This is a genomic window from Streptomyces sp. NPDC048696 (assembly GCF_043198895.1).
GTDB lineage: Bacteria > Actinomycetota > Actinomycetes > Streptomycetales > Streptomycetaceae > Streptomyces.
Genome location: NZ_JBICVJ010000005.1, coordinates 287,289 through 304,653, shown reverse-complemented (window position 1 = coordinate 304,653; position 17,365 = coordinate 287,289). Strand labels below are relative to the sequence as shown.

14 protein-coding genes are annotated in these 17,365 nt (G+C 70.3%); 2 read left to right on the top strand and 12 right to left on the bottom strand.

Annotated features, from left to right (window positions below; all coding sequences use genetic code 11):
- Nucleotides 1–54: 54 nt before the first annotated feature.
- The 10 genes from ACGFRG_RS12815 to ACGFRG_RS12770 form a co-directional block, all read right to left on the bottom strand.
- Nucleotides 55–1,842, bottom strand: a complete 1,788-nt coding sequence (locus ACGFRG_RS12815) for an IucA/IucC family protein (protein WP_393263519.1) — start codon at nt 1,840–1,842, stop codon at nt 55–57.
- Nucleotides 1,839–2,429 carry a GNAT family N-acetyltransferase gene (locus ACGFRG_RS12810; RefSeq protein WP_393263517.1) on the bottom strand — a complete coding sequence of 197 codons (591 nt, stop codon included), beginning with the start codon at nt 2,427–2,429 and terminating at the stop codon, nt 1,839–1,841. The genes ACGFRG_RS12815 and ACGFRG_RS12810 overlap by 4 nt, the downstream gene beginning before the upstream one ends.
- Complete coding sequence (locus ACGFRG_RS12805) at nt 2,426–3,700, bottom strand: lysine N(6)-hydroxylase/L-ornithine N(5)-oxygenase family protein (RefSeq protein WP_393263515.1); 1,275 nt, start codon at nt 3,698–3,700, stop codon at nt 2,426–2,428. The genes ACGFRG_RS12810 and ACGFRG_RS12805 overlap by 4 nt, the downstream gene beginning before the upstream one ends.
- On the bottom strand, nt 3,681–5,126 hold the full coding sequence (locus tag ACGFRG_RS12800; protein ID WP_361433745.1) for an aspartate aminotransferase family protein: 1,446 nt from the start codon (nt 5,124–5,126) through the stop codon (nt 3,681–3,683). The genes ACGFRG_RS12805 and ACGFRG_RS12800 overlap by 20 nt, the downstream gene beginning before the upstream one ends.
- A 243-nt stretch (nt 5,127–5,369) precedes the next feature.
- Nucleotides 5,370–6,209, bottom strand: a complete 840-nt coding sequence (locus ACGFRG_RS12795) for a siderophore-interacting protein (protein WP_361433108.1) — start codon at nt 6,207–6,209, stop codon at nt 5,370–5,372.
- A 2-nt stretch (nt 6,210–6,211) separates the two neighbouring features.
- Nucleotides 6,212–7,243: an ABC transporter substrate-binding protein gene (locus ACGFRG_RS12790; RefSeq protein WP_361433106.1), complete on the bottom strand. Its 1,032-nt coding sequence runs from the start codon at nt 7,241–7,243 to the stop codon at nt 6,212–6,214.
- A gap of 451 nt (nt 7,244–7,694) precedes the next feature.
- Nucleotides 7,695–8,870, bottom strand: a complete 1,176-nt coding sequence (locus tag ACGFRG_RS12785; protein ID WP_361433104.1) for an acyl-CoA dehydrogenase family protein — start codon at nt 8,868–8,870, stop codon at nt 7,695–7,697.
- A gap of 6 nt (nt 8,871–8,876) precedes the next feature.
- Entirely contained in the window at nt 8,877–9,806 is a 930-nt protein-coding gene (locus tag ACGFRG_RS12780) for a hydroxymethylglutaryl-CoA lyase (RefSeq protein ID WP_361433119.1), read from the bottom strand.
- Nucleotides 9,807–9,814: 8 nt separating this feature from the next.
- The gene (locus ACGFRG_RS12775) at nt 9,815–11,848 is read right to left on the bottom strand and encodes a biotin carboxylase N-terminal domain-containing protein (RefSeq protein WP_361433102.1); all 2,034 of its coding nucleotides are present in this window, start codon (nt 11,846–11,848) and stop codon (nt 9,815–9,817) included.
- 8 nt (nt 11,849–11,856) lie between these two features.
- A complete protein-coding gene (locus ACGFRG_RS12770; protein ID WP_361433100.1) occupies nt 11,857–13,488 on the bottom strand; it encodes a carboxyl transferase domain-containing protein in 1,632 nt (543 codons plus the stop codon).
- A gap of 150 nt (nt 13,489–13,638) precedes the next feature.
- Here ACGFRG_RS12770 and ACGFRG_RS12765 point away from each other — a divergent pair, with 150 nt between their 5' ends.
- Together ACGFRG_RS12765 and ACGFRG_RS12760 are read left to right on the top strand one after the other, a co-directional pair.
- A complete protein-coding gene (locus ACGFRG_RS12765) occupies nt 13,639–14,244 on the top strand; it encodes a TetR/AcrR family transcriptional regulator (RefSeq protein WP_361433098.1) in 606 nt (201 codons plus the stop codon).
- Between the two features lie 101 nt (nt 14,245–14,345).
- Nucleotides 14,346–15,125 (top strand): phosphatase, encoded by a 780-nt coding sequence (locus ACGFRG_RS12760; protein ID WP_361433096.1) that lies wholly within the window; start codon nt 14,346–14,348, stop codon nt 15,123–15,125.
- Nucleotides 15,126–15,311: 186 nt separating this feature from the next.
- Here the strand turns inward: ACGFRG_RS12760 and ACGFRG_RS12755 are convergent, their stop codons facing one another.
- Both ACGFRG_RS12755 and ACGFRG_RS12750 read right to left on the bottom strand, forming a co-directional pair.
- Entirely contained in the window at nt 15,312–16,184 is an 873-nt protein-coding gene (locus tag ACGFRG_RS12755; RefSeq protein ID WP_393263510.1) for an acyl-CoA thioesterase, read from the bottom strand.
- Entirely contained in the window at nt 16,181–17,338 is a 1,158-nt protein-coding gene (locus tag ACGFRG_RS12750) for an acyl-CoA dehydrogenase family protein (protein WP_361433092.1), read from the bottom strand. The genes ACGFRG_RS12755 and ACGFRG_RS12750 overlap by 4 nt, the downstream gene beginning before the upstream one ends.
- Between the last annotated feature and the right edge of the window lie 27 nt (nt 17,339–17,365).

Genomic DNA, 17,365 nt, shown 5'->3' with positions numbered 1-17,365 from the left:
CCCCGTACGGCGGGTGGGGGCTAGACCGTCACAGGTGGGCTGCCCCCCGGGACCTCAGCCTCTCGCGATAGGGTTGCTCAGGTTCCCCACCAGTTGTAGCGCCCCCGCCGGATCCGTCAGGTCCACCATCTGGCGGTTGTTGCGGAGCTGCAGGCGGTTCAGGCAGGACAGGGCGAACTCCGGCGCGAACATGTCGTACTGCTTGAACTTGTCGGCCAGTTCCGGGACGGAAGCCTGGTACGACGTGACGCACGACGCCACCGCGTCCCAGAAGTCGGACTCCGTCAGCACCCCCTCACTCACCAGTGTCGCGTTCAGGAAACGGAAGAAGCAGTCGAAGACGTCCGTGAAGACGGACAGCAGCTTCGTGTCGTCCGGCACGTCCATCCGGATCCGTTCGACCTCCGGCGGCAGCACCGCGTCCGGGTCCATGACCACGATCTCCTCGGCGATGTCCTTGAAGATCGCCCGCGAGACCGTGCCGTCCGGCGCGAGCACCAGGATCACGTTCTCGCCGTGCGGCATGTACGCCAGGTCGTACGCGTAGAACGAGTGCAGGATCGGGAGCAGGTACGCCTCCAAGTAGCGCCGCAGCCACTCCTTCGCCCCCACCCCCGACTCCGCGATCAGCGCGCCCGCGAACGACGAGCCCGCGCCGTCCACATGCAGCAGCGACGCCATCGTGGCCAGCCGCTCGCCCGGTGCCAGCGACGGCACCGGGCTCTCGCGCCACAGCGCGGCCAGCATCTTGCGGTACGGCGAGGAGCGGTCGGTGGCCCGCTCGTACTGGCGGTGGTGGTAGCCGATCGCCGCCCGCTCGCGGATGATCGAGAAGCGGACCGACCGCAGGACGGAGTCCCGCTCCACCAGCCCCGCCAGCCAGTCGTTGATCGCGGGCGTCGCCTCCATGTACGCCGCCGAAAGCCCGCGCATGAAGCCCATGTTGAGGACGGAGAGGGCGGTTTTCACGTAGTGCTTTGACGCATCCGTCGTGTTGTAGAACGTGCGGATCGACTGTTGCGCCAAGTACTCGTCGTCGCCCACTCCCAGCGGCACCAGCCTGTTCTGCGCCACCTCCGCCGCGAACGTCACCGACAGCTTGTTCCACCACTGCCAGGGGTGGACCGGCAGCAGCTGGTAGTCCGCGAGGTCCAGACCCCGCTCGGCCAGCGTCGCGGCGAAGCGCTCCAGCGTCGCCTCGCCCAGCTCCGCCCGCATCAGCGTCTCGTAGTCGAGCCCCGCGCCCGAGGTGAACGTCGCCCGGTCGCGGCGCGCGGCCAGCCAGATCAGCCGGACGGGAGCGGCGGCCTCGGGCGCGTACGCGGCGTACTCGTGCGCGCCGAACCCGAGCCGCCCGTTGTTGGCGACGAAGCAGGGGTGGCCTTCGGTCATCCCCGTCTCGATCGCCTGGAAACCGGACTTCGCCAGCTCGGCCGAGGAGATCTGATCCTTGGTCAGTTTGTACGCCGTGCCGGAGAGCGTGGACGAGATCTCCTCCAGATACACCGGCAGGATCTCGTCGCTCAGGCCGAGCGTCGCGCGCAGCTCGATGAAGAAGTCCAGGGCGTCGAGCGGGAGTTCGCCGCCGTCCAGGGAGTGGCGCGAGATCGAGTCCGGGTACACCTGCCAGTGGTCCAGCGCGAACCGGCCCGCCGTGAAGCGGTACTCCGCCGTGCCGTCGTCACTGCGTACGCTGTACCGGTCCTCGCCCAAGGGCTGCGGCGTCAGCAGCCGCTCGTGCGCGAACTCGGCCAGCGCCTTGCGCACGAGCAGCCGGTTCGCCCGCGCCCACAGCTCGGGGGTGAGGTGCGGTACCGCGACCTCGGTCATCGTCTTCGTCATCGCGCGCTCTCCTCGGTCGCGGCCTCGAACGCCTCCCGCGTGCACACGCTGAGCAGCGCCGTCTTCTCCGGCTTGGCGATCTCGCCGACGACCTCGAAGCCGACGGCCGCGTTGAGCGCGTGCACCGCCTTGTTGCCCACGTCGGGCTCCACCACGACCCGCCGGGTCGCCGGGTCCGCGAACAGGTGCGCCATCACGGCGGTGATCACCGCGCGGGTGAAGCCGTGGATCGGTGTGCCGGTCGGCGCGACCAGGAAGTGCATACCGACGTCGCCGGGCTCGGGCTCGTACAGGCCGACCAGTTCGCGGTGGGCCGGGTCGTACTTCTCCATCAGGAAGGCGGGGGTGCCGTCGTGCAGCCCGAGCAGGGCGTCGTGGTGCTCGTCGGCGGCGATCTCCATGTACGCCCGCTCGACGTCCTCCAGTTTCGCGTCCTGCATCATCCAGAACGCTGCCTTGGGGTGGGTGACCCAGCCGTGCAGCAGCTCGGCGTCCTTGAAGGGGTCGAGCGGGCGGACGGTGAAGGTGCCTATGCCGGCAGTGGTGCTCGTGGTGCTCGTGGTGCTCGTGGTGCTCGTGGTGCTCATACGGCGAACTCCTGGAAGGCGATGGACTTCTCGACCGGGTAGTACTCGCGGCCGAGGAGCTCGCCGATGATGTACGCGTTGCGGTAGGCGCCCATGCCCAGGTCGGGCGAGGTGATCGAGTGGGTGTGCACGGCGGCGTTCTGGAGGAAGATCTCGCGGCCGGAGGTGTCGACGGCGTAGTTGCGGGCCACGTCGAAGCGGCCGCGGCCGTCCCGCTTGAGCCGGTCGGAGACGGGCTTCAGGAACTCGGGCTCGGCGTACTTGTAGCCGGTGGCCAGTACCAGGCCCTCGGTGGTGAGGGTGAAGTCCTTGCCCTGCTCCTCCTGGCGCAGACCCAGTTCGTACGAGCCGGTCGTGGCGTCGTAACGCGCGCTGTTCAGCGAGGAGTTGGTGAGCAGGCGGGTCGGGACCGGGCCCTTGAGGTTCTTCTGGTAGAGCAGGTCGAAGATCGCGTCGACGAGCTCCGAGTCGATGCCCTTGAAGAGCCCCTTCTGCTCGGACTCCAGACGGTAGCGGGTGTCCTCGGGCAGCGCGTGGAAGTAGTCCGCGTACTCCGGCGAGGTCATCTCCAGTGTCAGCTTGGTGTATTCGAGCGGGAAGAAGCGGGGCGAGCGGGTGACCCAGTTCAGCCGGTAGCCGTGGACGTCGATCTCGCTCAGCAGGTCGTAGTAGATCTCCGCGGCGGACTGCCCGCTGCCGACCAGAGTGATCGACTTCTTCGCCTGGAGCGCTTCCTTGTGGTCCAGATAGCGGGAGTTGTGCAGGTAGTCGCCGCCCAGGTCACGGCACGCCTCGGGGACGAACGGCGGGGTGCCGGTGCCCAGGACCAGCCGCCGGGCGCGGAACTCGGAGCCGTCCTCGGTGCGGACGACGTACACCTCGTTCTCGTACGTCACCGTCCGCACCGTCTGGTTGAAGCGGATCGAGGAGAGTTTCCCGGCCGCCCAGCGGCAGTAGTCGTTGTACTCGGTGCGCAGCGGATAGAAGTTCTCGCGTATGTAGAACGAGTAGAGGCGGCCGGACTCCTTCAGGTAGTTGAGGAAGGAGTACGGTGAGGTCGGGTCGGCGAGGGTGACCAGGTCCGATATGAACGGGGTCTGGAGGTGGGCGCCCTCAAGGAACATGCCCGAGTGCCACTCGAAGTCCGGCTTGGTCTCCAGGAAGAGGCCGCTGAGCTCGTCGATCGGCTCGGTCAGACAGGCCAGGCCCAGGTTGAAGGGGCCGAGGCCGATCCCGATGAAGTCGTACGGCTCACGAGGCTGCGTGGACAAGGTTCTCTCCCAGGTACTGCTCGGCGTGGCCGGCGATCAGATCGAGGACGGCGGCGATGTCGTGGACCGTCGTCTCGGGGTTGAGCAGGGTGAATTTCAGGTACTGGCGGCCGCCGGTCTTGGTACCGGCGACGACCGCCTCGCCGGACGCGAACAGCGCCTTGCGGGCGTAGAGGTTGGCGCGGTCGATCTCGGCGGGGGAGACGACCGTGTCGGGGATGTAGCGGAAGACGAGCGTGGACAGGCTGGGCTCGACGACCACGTCGTAGCGCGGATCGGCGGCGAGCAGCCGCCAGCCCTCACCGGCCAGGTCGCACACCTCGTCGAAGAGGCGGCCGACGCCGTCGGCGCCCATCGTGCGCAGGGTCATCCACAGCTTCAGGGCGTCGAAGCGGCGGGTGGTCTGGAGGGACTTGTCGACCTGGTTGGGGATGCGCTCCTCGGCGGCGCGGCGCGGGTTGAGGTAGTCCGCGTGGTACGTGGCGTGCCGCAGCGTGGTGGCGTCCTTGACCACGATCGCGCTCGAACTCACCGGCTGGAAGAAGGACTTGTGGTAGTCCACGGTGACCGAGTCGGCGAGCTCGATGCCGTCCAGGAGGTGGCGGCGGGTCGGCGAGACCAGCAGCCCGCAGCCGTACGCGGCGTCGGCGTGGAACCAGGCGCCGTACTGCGCGCACAGCTCGGCTATCTCCGGCAGCGGGTCGATGGAGCCGAAGTCGGTGGTGCCCGCGGTGGCGACGACGGCCATCGGCACATTGCCCTCGGCCACGCACTTCTCCAGGGCCCGGGCGAGCGCCACGGTCTGCATCCGCTTGTCGTGGTCGCAGGGAATCGACACGACGGCGGCTCGGCCGAGGCCCAGGAGCTGGGCGGACTTCTGCACGCTGAAGTGGCTGCACTCGGAGGAGAAGATCCGCAGTCTGCCGAGGTCGTCGGTCTTGGCCTCCTCGCGGGCGAGCAGCAGCGCCTGGAGGTTGGACTGGCTGCCGCCGCTGGTGAACACCCCGTCGGCGCCCGGGCCGTAGCCGACGCGACCGGCGGTCCAGTCGATCAGCCGGCGCTCGATGAGGGTGCCGCCGGCGCTCTGGTCCCAGGTGTCCAGCGAGGAGTTGACGGCCGAGAGGACCGCCTCGCCGAGCACGGCCGGGATGACGACCGGGCAGTTGAGGTGGCCGAGGTAGCGGGGGTGGTGGAAGTAGACGGCGTCGCGCAGATACACGCCCTCCAGCTCGTCGAGGACGGCGGAGGTGTCGCCGAGCGGCCGGTCGAGGTCGATGCCGTCGACGAGCGGGGCGATGTCCTCGACGCCGGCCCCCGTGAACGGGCGCCGGGTCGCGGCGAGTTTCGACGCCACCCGCTCGACTCCTTCGGTCACGGAGCGCCGGTAGCTCTCCGCCGTCGTGTCATTGAGCAGGTGCGAACGCATGGGAAGTGTCCTCCGGACGGGGAAGGAAAGAAGGGGGGCGAGGCCGTGATCTCCAAGTTAGGTTAGCCTAACCTAACTTGGAGATCAACAGGGCCTCGCCCCCCGGGGGTGCGGTGCGTTCGTCTGGTGCGGTGCGTTTGTCTGCGGGTTGTGTGTGGCTGGTCGCGCAGTTCCCCGCGCCCCTAAGTGGGCCCTCCGGGCCCATCTGAGGGCCGGTGGGAGGTCCGCAGCCGCGCAAGCGACCTAGGCGGTCTCTTCCGCGCGCAACTGGTCCTCGCTACGACCCCGTCGCCAGTAGCCGACGAACGTGACGTTCCTGCGGTCGACCTGACGCTCATTCACGAAGTGACGCCGCAACTCCCGCATGGAGGACGACTCACCGGCGATCCACACATACGGGTTGACCCCCGGAAGGGAGGTCTCAGCCCGGACCGCGTCCACAGGGGAGGCCGCGCCTTCCTCCTCCACCAGCCATGTGATGGCCACATCGGCAGCACTGGGAAGCGGCATCCGATCCGCGCGGAACGGCACGGTGATCCACGCCCGCACCGGCGTGCCGGACGGCAGCCACTCCAGGATCGAGGACAGCGCGGGCAGCGCCGTCTCGTCGCCCCACAACACGACCCCGTCCGTACCGACAGGCGGCCGGAACCGGACGGCCGTGTTGTCGGCGATCGCCGGACCGAGGACCGCCACACGGTCCCCGGGCGCGGCGCGGTCGGCCCAGCGGCACGCCGGACCGCCGTCCTGGTGGAGCGCGAAGTCGATGTCGACCTCGTCGGGCTCACGGCGCTGCGCGCGCACGGTGTACGAGCGCATCACGGCCCGTACGTCGTCGGGCAGCGCCCGGTACTCCGCGAACCACGTCTCCGGGTTGACGGCCGGCGGCAGCACGGGTGCCCGCTGGCCGGGGTGGGGCAGGAAGAGCGACAGGCTCTGGTCGCGGCCGCCCGCCTCGAAGTACGCCAACTCCTCGCCGCCGAAGGTGATCCGGATCAGCGACGGGCCGAGCCGCCGGGTCCGTACCACGTGGAGGTCGAAGAGACGGAAGGGGACGGTGGCGGTCTCGGCTGTCAGCGTCATGGTCAGGCAACCTTCTTCGCTGTTTCGATCGCCTTCGCGAGCGATTCGAGGATCGGGGCGCACTTGTCGTACGAGTAGATCGGCTCGGTGGTGCGCGGGGTGACCTGTCCGGCCTTGACGGCGGGCAGGCCCGCCCAGGTCGGCTTGGACTTCAGGGCGTCGGGCTGCAGGGCCGTGGAGCGGTTGTCCATCATGATCACGTCGGCCTTGTACTTGCCGACGTTCTCCCAGCTCAGCTCCTCGAAGAAGCCCTGCGCGTTCACCTTCGGCTCGACGAACCTCACGCCGAGCTCCTGGAAGTACGCGGTGTCCGCCGACATCTTGGGGGCGGAGACGTAGAACAGGTCGGCGCTGGCGGATCCGATCATCACCGTCACGTTGGGGTTGGCCTTGGTGGCGGCCTTCAGCCGGGCCGCGGCCTGCTCGAAACGGGCCTTGGCCGCGGTGACCTTGGCGGCCTTGAGGTCGGCGCCGAGCGAGGCGGCGAGGTCGGCGCGGCGCTGGAGCGCGGCGGGCATGCTGATCTGGGCGGCCCAGAGCGCCACGCTCGGCGCCAGCTTGAGGATCTTGTCCTTGCTGTTGTCCGGCACGTACCAGAGGGCGTCCTTCTCCCACATGTCCGTGACGAGCAGGTCCGGGCCGAGCGCCGCGTACTTCTCGACGTTGAACTCGCCCCAGACGTTGCCGAGGATCTCGACCTTGCTGATGTCGAGGTCGCCCGCCTGGACGTCCGGCTTGCCGTCCTTGGTCCTGGTCGGACCGAAGACGGCCTTGACCTCGACGCCGTAGTCGTGGAGGGCGGCGGCGGTGCCGGTGAAGGCCACGATGGTCTTCGGGGTGGACTTCGCCTCGACCGTCTTGGCGCGGTCGTCCTTGAACGACCAGGGCCCGGACTTCCCGCCGGCCTTGTCCGTACCGCCCGATTTCTTGCCGTCGCCGTCCCCGCAGGCGGCCAGCGCGGCCCCGAGGCCGATGGCGCCGCCGACGGCCAGCAGACCGCGACGGGAGAGGTGGGACGCTCGGGACATGGGCATGACGGTCCGCTTTCGTACGTGCCGGGGTCGGCCACTTGGCAGTTCCTGGGTAGGTTAGCCTAACCTCACAAGGATCTGTAAAGGGGTGACCACGTCACGTACGCGGTACCGGGTGCGTCAACGCCGAAGCGGCGCATACGTGAACCGCACCTTGTGCGACGCGGTGGGCTCGTACACCAGACGGCACGAGACGCAGTGCCAATGCCAACGATCAGCCGCGCCCGGCGTAGTCGTGGAGGTGTCCTTCCACAGCGTCGGACGCCCGGGGCAGGTGGGACAAGTGGGTGGGATCACCCCACCGAGCGTGGTGTGCCCACAGCGCACACGCCCGGCTTACGGGGTGCGCGCCACACCTTCGGGCGACACGAGCGGAGTGTCGCACCACGACGGACGACAGGCGGACGGCAGGCGGCCGAGGCGCGGCCACCTGCCACCCGCGGCGGGGTACGGGTCAGGCCGGCAGCCCCAACTCCCGTGCGATCAGCATCCGCTGCACCTCGCTCGTCCCCTCCCCGATCTCCAGGATCTTCGAGTCGCGCCACATCCGGGCCACCGGGTACTCGTTCATGAAGCCGTACCCGCCGTGGATCTGCGTCGCCTCGCGCGCGTTGTCGACCGCGACCGTCGACGAGTACAGCTTCGCCAGCGCCGCCTCCTTCTTGAACGGCTCGCCGCTCACCAGCCGCGAGGCGGCGTCGCGCCAGCCGACCCGGGCCATGTGCGCCCGCATCTCCATGTCGGCGATCTTGAACTGGATCGCCTGGTTCTCGCCGATCGGGCGGCCGAAGGCGTGCCGCTCGTGCGCGTACTTCACGGACTCGTCGACGCAGCCCTGCGCGAGACCCGTGGCGAGCGCCGAGATGGCGATGCGGCCCTCGTCCAGGATCCGCAGGAACTGGGCGTAGCCGCGGCCCTCCTCGCCCAGCAGGTTCGCGACCGGGACGCGGACGTCCTGGAAGGACAGTTCGCGGGTGTCCGACGCGTTCCACCCCACCTTCGAGTACGGCGCGGCCACCGTGAATCCCGGGGTTCCGGAGGGGACGATGATGGACGAGATCAGCGGGCGGCCGGAGCCAGCGGAATCAGACACAGTGCGGCCGGTCACCGCCGTCACCGTCACCAGGCCCGTGATGTCCGTACCGGAGTTGGTGATGAAGCACTTGGTGCCGTTGATGACCCACTCGTCGCCGTCGCGCACGGCGGTGGTCCGCGTGCCCCCGGCGTCCGAGCCGCAGTCCGGCTCCGTCAGACCGAACGCGCCCAGCATCTCGCCGGAGCACAGCCGCGGCAGCCACTCCTGCTTCTGCTCCTCGGTGCCGAACCGGAACACCGGCATCGCGCCGAGCGAGACCCCCGCCTCCAGGGTGATGGCCACCGACGAGTCGACCCGCGCCAGCTCCTCCAGGGCGATGCCCAGGGCGAGGTAGTCGCCGCCCATCCCGCCGTACTCCTCGGGGAAGGGCAGCCCGAACAGGCCCATGCGGCCCATCTCGCGGACGATCTCGTACGGGAACTCATGGCGTTCGTAGTAGTCGCCGATCTTCGGGGCGACGACGTCGTGCGCGAACTCCTCGACCGTACGGCGGAGTTCTTCGTGTTCGGCGGAGAGCCGGTGGTCAAGGGACATGGGGGGTCACTCCTTGTGGGAGTCGTGCGCGAGGGCGCGGACGGTACGGGAGGGGCTGGGGCGCCCCAGCTGCTCGGCCAGCCAGAGGCTGGTGGCGGTGAGCCGGCCGAGGTCGACCCCGGTGTCGATACCGAGGCCCTGGAGCATCCACACGAGGTCTTCGGTGGCGAGGTTTCCGGTGGCGGACTTGGCGTACGGGCAGCCGCCGAGGCCGCCCGCCGAGGCGTCCACGGTGGCTACGCCGTGCTGGAGCGCGGCGAAGGTGTTGGCGAGCGCCTGGCCGTAGGTGTCGTGGAAGTGCACGCCGATCGCGGAGGTCGGCACGCCCTCCTCGTTCAGCTCGGCCAGCAGCGTCTGGACGTGCGCCGGGGTCGCGACGCCGATCGTGTCGCCCAGGCTCAGCTCGTCGCAGCCCATCTCCATCAGGGACTTGGCGACCTTGACGACCTGGTGGACCGGGACCGGGCCCTCCCACGGGTCGCCGAAGCACATCGACAGATAGCCCCGGACATGGACCTTCTGCTCCTTGGCGCGGGCCACGACCGGCGCGAAGACCGCCAGCGACTCGTCCACCGTACGGTTCAGATTGGCCTTGGCGAACGACTCCGTGGCGCTGGCGAACACCGCGATCCGGCGGGCGCCGAGCGCGAGCGCCCGGTCCAGACCCCGCTGGTTGGGTACGAGGACGGGCAGGGCCACGCCCTCCATGTCGTCCAGCATGGGGAACAGCTGCTCGGCGTCGGCCAGTTGGGGCACCCACTCGGGGCGCACGAAGCTGGTCGCCTCGATGGTGGTCAGACCCGCCTGGGCCAGGCGGTGGATGAACTCCGCCTTGATCTCGGTCGGGATGACGCCCTTCTCGTTCTGCAGGCCGTCGCGGGCCCCGACCTCGTGAATGCGCACCGAGGCGGGCAGGTCCTGCGCCGGTACGACCATGGGCAGCGTCACCGCTCTCCCTCCTTCGGCTCCTTGGGGTCCTTGGGTTCCCTGGGCTCCGAGTCCTTGGACTCCGGGCTCTCCTCGGGGGTCACCACGGCCAGGACCTGGTCCATGGCGACGGTCGAGCCGGGCGAGACGTCCAGCTCGGTGACGGTGCCGGCGTGCGGGGCGGAGATGACGTGCTCCATCTTCATCGCCTCGACCACCAGCAGGCTCTGACCAGCCGCCACCTGGTCGCCGACAGCCACCTTGACGACGGTGACGGTGCCGGGCATCGGCGCGGCCAGCGTGTCGGCGCCACCGCGCGCGGTGCCGCTGAGCGCGGCCTCCACCGGGTCATGGTCCAGGACGTGCCAGCTGTCGCCGTCTCGGCCGAGCCAGTCGCCCGCGCGGTGGAAGGTGTGGGTGACGCCGTCGAGCTCCACGGTGACGCGCTCTTCGGTGACCCGGCCTGTTCCCGTCGCCCGGACCGGCTCCTGGCCCGGCACCCGCAACCAGTGCGCCAGCGGCGCCGGTTCACCGCCGAGGCGCCAGCCGCTCGGCACCGAGAAGGGGTCGGTCCATCCCCCGGCCACGGGCGCGAGAGCGGCTCCGCGCACGGCGGCGGCCGCCGCGTACACCTCGTCCGGCACCCCCTCGGGCACCAGGCCGTCGGCCTCGCGCTCCACCAGGCCCGTGTCCAGCTCGCCCGCGACCACGGCCGGGTGGGCCAGCAGCCTGCGCAGGAACCCGGCGTTGGTGGGCACGCCGAGCGTGACCGTGTCGGCGAGCGCCGCCCGGAGCCTGCGCAGCGCGGTGGCGCGGTCCGGCCCGTACGCGATGACCTTGGACAGCATCGGGTCGTACAGGCTGCCGACCTCGGTGCCTTCACTCAGCCCCGAGTCGGTACGAACGCCCCCAAGTTCTCGGCTCCGCTCGAACAGGGGGGACCCCCAGTCGCCCTGCGGCTCCCGCAGCGCCAGGACCGTGCCGCCCGAGGGCAGGAAGCCGCGCGAGGGGTCCTCGGCGCAGATACGGGCCTCCACGGCGTGGCCGGTGAGGGTGATGTCGTCCTGTCCGTACGGCAGTCGCTCGCCCGCCGCGATCCGCACCTGCCACTCCACCAGGTCCAGGCCCGTGATGAGCTCGGTGACCGGGTGCTCCACCTGGAGGCGGGTGTTCATCTCCATGAAGTAGTACGAGGAGGGGTCGTTGCCCGGGACGATGAACTCGACCGTGCCCGCGCCCGCGTAGCCGCAGGAGCGGGCCGCCTGGACCGCCGCCTCGCCCATCGCGGCCCGGGTCTTTTCGTCGAGCAGGACCGAGGGGGCCTCCTCGATGATCTTCTGGTGGCGGCGCTGGAGGGAGCACTCGCGCTCGCCGAGGTGCACCACATGGCCGTGACCGTCGGCCAGGACCTGGATCTCGATGTGGCGCGGGCGGTCGATCCAGCGCTCCACCAGGAGCGTGTCGTCGCCGAAGGAGGCGCGGGCCTCGCGCCGGGCGGCGGCGATCTCGTCGCCGAGCACCGCCTCGTCCCGGACCAGCCGCATGCCCTTGCCGCCGCCGCCCGCACTCGGCTTCAGGAGCACCGGCATGCCGATCTCCCGTGCGGCGTCGCCCAGTTGGGCGTCGGTGAGGCCGCTGCCCGAGGAGCCGGGGACCACCGGGACACCGGCCGCCTGCACGGTCTCCTTGGCCCGGATCTTGTCGCCCATCAGGGAGATCGCGTCGGCCGGGGGCCCGATGAAGACCAGGCCCGCCTCGGTGCACGCGCGCGCGAACGTCGCGTTCTCGGCGAGGAAGCCGTAGCCCGGGTGGACCGCCTGGGCGCCCGACTTGGCTGCCGCCTCCAGGAGCCGGTCGACGCGCAGATAGCTCTCGGACGCGGCCGCCGGGCCGATCCGGACGGCGGTGTCCGCCTCCCGTACGTGCTTGGCGTCCGCGTCGGCGTCGCTGAACACCGCGACCGAGCGGATCCCGAGGGCGCGCAGGGTGCGGATCACGCGGACCGCGATCTCGCCGCGGTTGGCGACGAGGACTGTGTCGAACATCGTCATGGTCCGCCTCACATCCGGAAGACGCCGAAGCCGGGCGCCGAGAGGTCCCGCTGGGGGAGGGGGGCGTTGGCACAGGCGGTCAGGGCGAGCCCGAGGACCTGGCGGGTCTCCATCGGGTCGATCACCCCGTCGTCCCACAGCCGGGCCGTCGCGTAGTAGGCGTTGCCCTGCTGCTCGTACTGGGCGCGGATGGGGTCCTTGAAGGACTCCTCGGCGTCGAGCGGCCACTGTTCGCCGCGCGCCTCCAGCTGGTCGCGCTTGACGGTGGCAAGGACGGAGGCGGCCTGCTCGCCGCCCATCACCGAGATCTTGGCGTTGGGCCACATCCACAGGAAGCGCGGCGAATAGGCGCGGCCGCACATCGAGTAGTTGCCCGCCCCGTACGACCCGCCGACGATCACCGTCAGCTTGGGGACGCGTGTGCTCGCCACCGCCGTCACCATCTTGGCGCCGTGCTTGGCGATGCCACCCGCCTCGTAGTCCCGGCCCACCATGAAGCCCGAGATGTTCTGGAGGAACACCAGCGGGATGCCGCGCTGGTCGCACAGCTCGATGAAGTGCGCGCCCTTCTGGGCGGATTCGGAGAACAGGATGCCGTTGTTGGCGACGATGCCGACCGGGTGGCCGTGGATCCGGGCGAAGCCGGTGACCAGGGTCTGCCCGAACTCGGCCTTGAACTCCTGGAAGCGGGAGCCGTCGACCACGCGCGCGATGACCTCGCGCACGTCGTACGGAGTGCGCGAGTCGACCGGGACCGCGCCGTAGAGCCCGAACGGGTCGACCTTCGGCTCCTCGGCGGGCTCGACGCTCCACGGGAGCTCACCGCGCGCGGGGAGGGTGGCCACGATGTTGCGCACGATGCGCAGCGCGTGCGCGTCGTCCTCGGCGAGGTGGTCGGTGACGCCCGAGACGCGCGAGTGCACCTCGCCGCCGCCGAGCTCCTCGGCGGTGACGACCTCGCCGGTGGCGGCCTTCACCAGCGGGGGGCCGCCCAGGAAGATCGTGCCCTGGTTGCGGACGATCACGGCCTCGTCGCTCATCGCGGGCACATAGGCGCCGCCCGCCGTGCAGGAGCCGAGGACGGCGGCGATCTGCGGGATGCCCGCGCCCGACATCCGGGCCTGGTTGTAGAAGATCCGCCCGAAGTGGTCGCGGTCGGGGAAGACCTCGTCCTGCATCGGCAGGAACGCGCCGCCCGAGTCGACCAGATACAGGCAGGGCAGCCGGTTCTCCAGGGCGACTTCCTGGGCGCGCAGATGCTTCTTGACCGTCATCGGGTAGTACGTGCCGCCCTTGACCGTGGCGTCGTTGGCCACGATCACGCACTCGCGGCCACTGACCCGCCCGATCCCGGCGATGACGCCGGCGGCGGGCGCCTGGCCCTCGTACATCCCCTCGGCGGCCAGCGGGGCCAGCTCCAGGAAGGGCGAGCCGGGGTCGAGCAGCGTGTCCACCCGGTCGCGGGGCAGCAGCTTGCCGCGCGCGACATGGCGCTCGCGGGCCCGCTCGCCGCCGCCGAGCCGGGCCGCGGCGAGTCTTTCGCGCAGCCCGTCGCCCAGCGCGCGGTGCGCCTCCTCGTTGGCGCGCCACGCCTCGGACGCGGGATCGGCCGCGCTCCCAAGGACCGGTGCCTGCTGCATCGTGTCGAGCCCCCTTGCCCGTACCGCCGTGGTTCGCACGGCCGACGTCCGTACAGCGATCTATCCGTACAGGGATGTGGATGTTAATGAGCGTTAACTCGTTTCCTTCAGGTTAACGAGCGCTAACCGCGTTGTCTAGAATGAATTTCCATGAGCACCCGCACCGATGCCCCCACCCGACGCGAGCAGATCCTGCGCGAGGCCGCGCGCCTCTTCGCCGAGCGCGGCTTCCACGGCGTGGGCGTCGACGAGATAGGCGCGGCCGTCGGCATCAGCGGCCCCGGCCTCTACCGGCACTTCGCGGGCAAGGACGCGATGCTGGCCGAACTGCTGGTGGGGATCAGCGGGCGGCTCTACGACGGCGGGCGCAAGCGGGTCGCGCAGGCCGACGGCGGCCCGGAGGCGGTCCTCGGCTCGCTCATCGACGGCCACATCGACTTCGCGCTCGACGACCGGGCGCTGATCACCCTCCACGACCGCGAGCTGGACCGGCTGCGCGAGAGCGACCGCAAGCTGGTGCGCCAGTTGCAGCGGCAGTACGTGGAGCTGTGGGTCTCGGTGGTGCGCGAGCTCTACCCGGAAGGGTCCGAGGCGGAGGCCCGCGCGGCCGTCCACGCGGTCTTCGGCCTGCTCAACTCGACGCCGCACCTGGGTTCGTACGGTCTCGGCCTGCCGGGCCGGGCGGCCACGGAGGAGCTGCTGCGCCGGCTCGCGCACGGGGCGTTCGCCGCGCTCGCCGACCAGCCGGTGAACTGAGGGCGCGCGGTACCGGTGAACCGAGGGCTCACGCGCGCGTAGGGGTGTCCAGTGCGCGGGACTGCGGGGCCCCGGGCCGGGCACCGGGGCAGAATGGGCGCATGCCGATACCCAGCCGTGCCGCTCTCGTCGACCACCTCGTCCGCACCCGTATCGCCGGAGACGTCGCCACCCCCCGCGACAACAACCTCTCCCACTACCGCAAGCTCGCCAACGGCGACCGCCACTACTGGCTGGGTCTGGAGCTGGGCGAGCGCTGGAACGACGAGCAGGACGTGCTCGCGGTGATGGCCGAGCGCTGCGGCGTGGTGGACGACCCCGAGTACCGCACCGGCCAGGACACCATCGACCCCGAGCTCACCGTCGACGCGCTCGACCGGATGGCGGCGCGGCTGCGCAAGGCGGCGGCGGGGCGGGAGCGGGTGCTCTTCGCGACCGGGCACCCGGGGTCGCTCATCGACGTCCACAGCCGGACGGCGTCCGCGCTGCGGGCGGCGGGGTGCGAGATCGTGCGCATCCCGGACGGGGTGCGGGCCGATGAGGGCTGCGTGGTGCAGTTCGCGGACGTCTCGCTCTTCGAGCGCGGCGCGTCGCTGTGGCACACGCACTCGCCGGAGCCGATGGCCGCGATTTTGGACGCCCTGGCGCGGGAGGGGCGGCCGTTGCCGGAGCTGGTCGTCGCGGATCACGGGTGGGCGGGGTGTGCGGCGCAGCGCGGGATCGATGCGGTGGGGTATGCGGACTGCAACGATCCCGCGTTGTTCCTTGCGGAGGCGGAGGGGACGCTGCAGGTTGCCGTCCCCATGGATGACCATGTTGCGGATCCGCGCTATTACGAGCCGATGACCGAGTATTTGCTGGGTGCGGCGGAGTTGGTTTGAGAGCGTCGCGCTCCGCGGGGGGTGCGGTTTCGTCTGCGGGCCGCGTGTGGCTGGTCGCTCCCCCAAGTTCTCGGCTCCGCTCGAACAGGGGGGACCCCCATCGCGGCGGAGCCGTACATGTCACAGCCCCGCGCCCCTTGTAGGGCACCCCGGATCGCGGGGGAGCTCCACAAGCCCCTTTAGGGGCTAACGGGGTACCCGGACCACGCCCTCCTGGATCACTGTTACCGCCAGGTGGCCGGCCTGGGTGTAGATCCTTGCCTGGCCCAGGCCCCGGCCCGCCGAGGCCGAGGGGGACTCCTGGTCGTAGAGGAGCCATTCGTCGGCGCGGAACGGGCGGTGGAACCACATCGCGTGGTCCAGGGACGCGCCCACCACGTCGCCGACCGCCCAGCCGCCCCGGCCGTGGGCCAGCAGGACCGAGTCCAGGAGCGTCATGTCGGAGACGTACGTGGCGAGCACGATGTGCAGCAGCGGGTCGTCGTCCAGCTTGCCGTTGGTGCGGAACCAGACCTGGGAGCGCGGCTCGCGCGGGGTGCCGATGGAGGCGTACGGCGGGTCGTCCACGTAGCGCAGGTCGACGGCCGCGCGGGCCGCGAGCATCCGCTCGGCCACCGACGGGTCGACGAACACGTCGGTGTAGCGCGGCAGTGTCTCGGCCGCCGTGGGCAGCGAGTCGGGGTCCGGCGCGGGCGGCATCGGCGCCTGGTGCTCAAGGCCCTCCTCGTACGCCTGGAACGACGCGGAGAGGTGGAAGATCGGCTGGCCGTGCTGGACGGCGGTGACCGTGCGCGTGGTGAAGGAGCGGCCGTCGCGGATCGGGTCCGCGGTGTAGACGATCGGCGCCTTGGGGTCGCCCATGCGCAGGAAGTACGCGTGCAGGGAGTGCGGCGGCCGGTCGGCGGGGACCGTGCGGCCCGCCGCCATCAGGGCCTGCGCCGCGACCTGCCCGCCGAACACCCGGGGGATGATCGCCGAGCGTGAGTGGCCGCGGAAGATGCCCTGCTCGATCCGCTCAAGGTCGAGCAGATCGAGCAGGTCGTCGAGGGCCTGGGTCACAGACCCATGTCCTTGGCGATGATCGACTTCATGATCTCGCTGGTGCCGCCGTAGATCCGGTTGACGCGGTTGTCGGCGTACAGACGCGCGATCGGGTACTCGTTCATGAAGCCGTAGCCGCCGTGCAGCTGGAGGCAGCGGTCGATCACGCGGTGCGCGACCTCGGTGCAGAACAGCTTCGCGGACGCGGCCTCGGCCGGGGTCAGCTCGCCCGCGTCCAGGGCCTCCAGGGCGCGGTCGGCGACGGCCTCGGCGGCGTCCACCTCGGCCTGGCAGGCGGCCAGTTCGAACTTCGTGTTCTGGAACGCGGCGACCGGCTTGCCGAAGACGGTGCGCTCCTGGACGTACTCCTTGGCGAACCGGACGGCCGCCTTGGCCTGCGCGTACGCGCCGAACGCGATGCCCCAGCGCTCGGAGGCGAGGTTGTGGCCGAGGTAGTAGAAGCCCTTGTTCTCCTCGCCGAGCAGGTCCTCGACCGGCACCTTGACGTCGACGAAGGCCAGCTCGGCCGTGTCGGACGTCTTCAGGCCGAGCTTGTCCAGCTTGCGGCCGATGGAGTAGCCCTCGGACTTGGTGTCGACGGCGAACAGCGAGATGCCGTGGCGGCGGTCCTCGGCGGTCGGCGCGGCGGTGCGGGCGCAGACGATGACGCGGTCGGCGTGCACGCCGCCGGTGATGAACGTCTTGGCGCCGTTGAGGACGTAGTGCGTGCCGTCCTCGGAGAGCTTGGCGGTGGTCTTCATGCCCGCGAGGTCGGAGCCGGTGCCCGGCTCGGTCATCGCCAGGGCCCACATCTCCTCGCCGGAGACGAACTTGGGCAGGAAGCGCTTCTTCTGCTCGTCGGTGGCGAGCATCTTGATGTACGGCAGGCCGAGCAGCACGTGCACGCCGGAGCCGCCGAACTGGACGCCCGCGCGGGCCGTCTCCTCGTACATCACGGCTTCGAACTTGTACGACTCGATGCCCGCGCCGCCGAACTCCTCGGGCACGCGGATGCCGAAGACGCCCAGGTCACCGAGCTTGTGGTAGAAGTCCCGGGGCGCCTGGCCCGCCGCGTACCACTCGTCGTAGACGGGCACGACCTCGGCCTCGATGAAGGCCCGGATGGTCTCCCGGAACGCCTCGTGGTCCTCGTTGAATACCGTACGGCGCACGGGACGCCCTCCTCACACTGGTCACAC

What these genes read in the sequence shown, in the direction of transcription:
- ACGFRG_RS12815 (WP_393263519.1), bottom strand. Translation starts at nt 1,842, where the DNA reads ATGACGAAGACGATGACCGAGGTCGCGGTACCGCACCTCACCCCCGAG.
- ACGFRG_RS12810 (WP_393263517.1), bottom strand. Translation starts at nt 2,429, where the DNA reads ATGAGCACCACGAGCACCACGAGCACCACGAGCACCACGAGCACCACT.
- ACGFRG_RS12800 (WP_361433745.1), bottom strand. Translation starts at nt 5,126, where the DNA reads ATGCGTTCGCACCTGCTCAATGACACGACGGCGGAGAGCTACCGGCGC.
- ACGFRG_RS12795 (WP_361433108.1), bottom strand. Translation starts at nt 6,209, where the DNA reads ATGACGCTGACAGCCGAGACCGCCACCGTCCCCTTCCGTCTCTTCGAC.
- ACGFRG_RS12790 (WP_361433106.1), bottom strand. Translation starts at nt 7,243, where the DNA reads ATGCCCATGTCCCGAGCGTCCCACCTCTCCCGTCGCGGTCTGCTGGCC.
- ACGFRG_RS12785 (WP_361433104.1), bottom strand. Translation starts at nt 8,870, where the DNA reads ATGTCCCTTGACCACCGGCTCTCCGCCGAACACGAAGAACTCCGCCGT.
- ACGFRG_RS12780 (WP_361433119.1), bottom strand. Translation starts at nt 9,806, where the DNA reads ATGGTCGTACCGGCGCAGGACCTGCCCGCCTCGGTGCGCATTCACGAG.
- ACGFRG_RS12775 (WP_361433102.1), bottom strand. Translation starts at nt 11,848, where the DNA reads ATGACGATGTTCGACACAGTCCTCGTCGCCAACCGCGGCGAGATCGCG.
- ACGFRG_RS12770 (WP_361433100.1), bottom strand. Translation starts at nt 13,488, where the DNA reads ATGCAGCAGGCACCGGTCCTTGGGAGCGCGGCCGATCCCGCGTCCGAG.
- ACGFRG_RS12765 (WP_361433098.1), top strand. Translation starts at nt 13,639, where the DNA reads ATGAGCACCCGCACCGATGCCCCCACCCGACGCGAGCAGATCCTGCGC.
- ACGFRG_RS12760 (WP_361433096.1), top strand. Translation starts at nt 14,346, where the DNA reads ATGCCGATACCCAGCCGTGCCGCTCTCGTCGACCACCTCGTCCGCACC.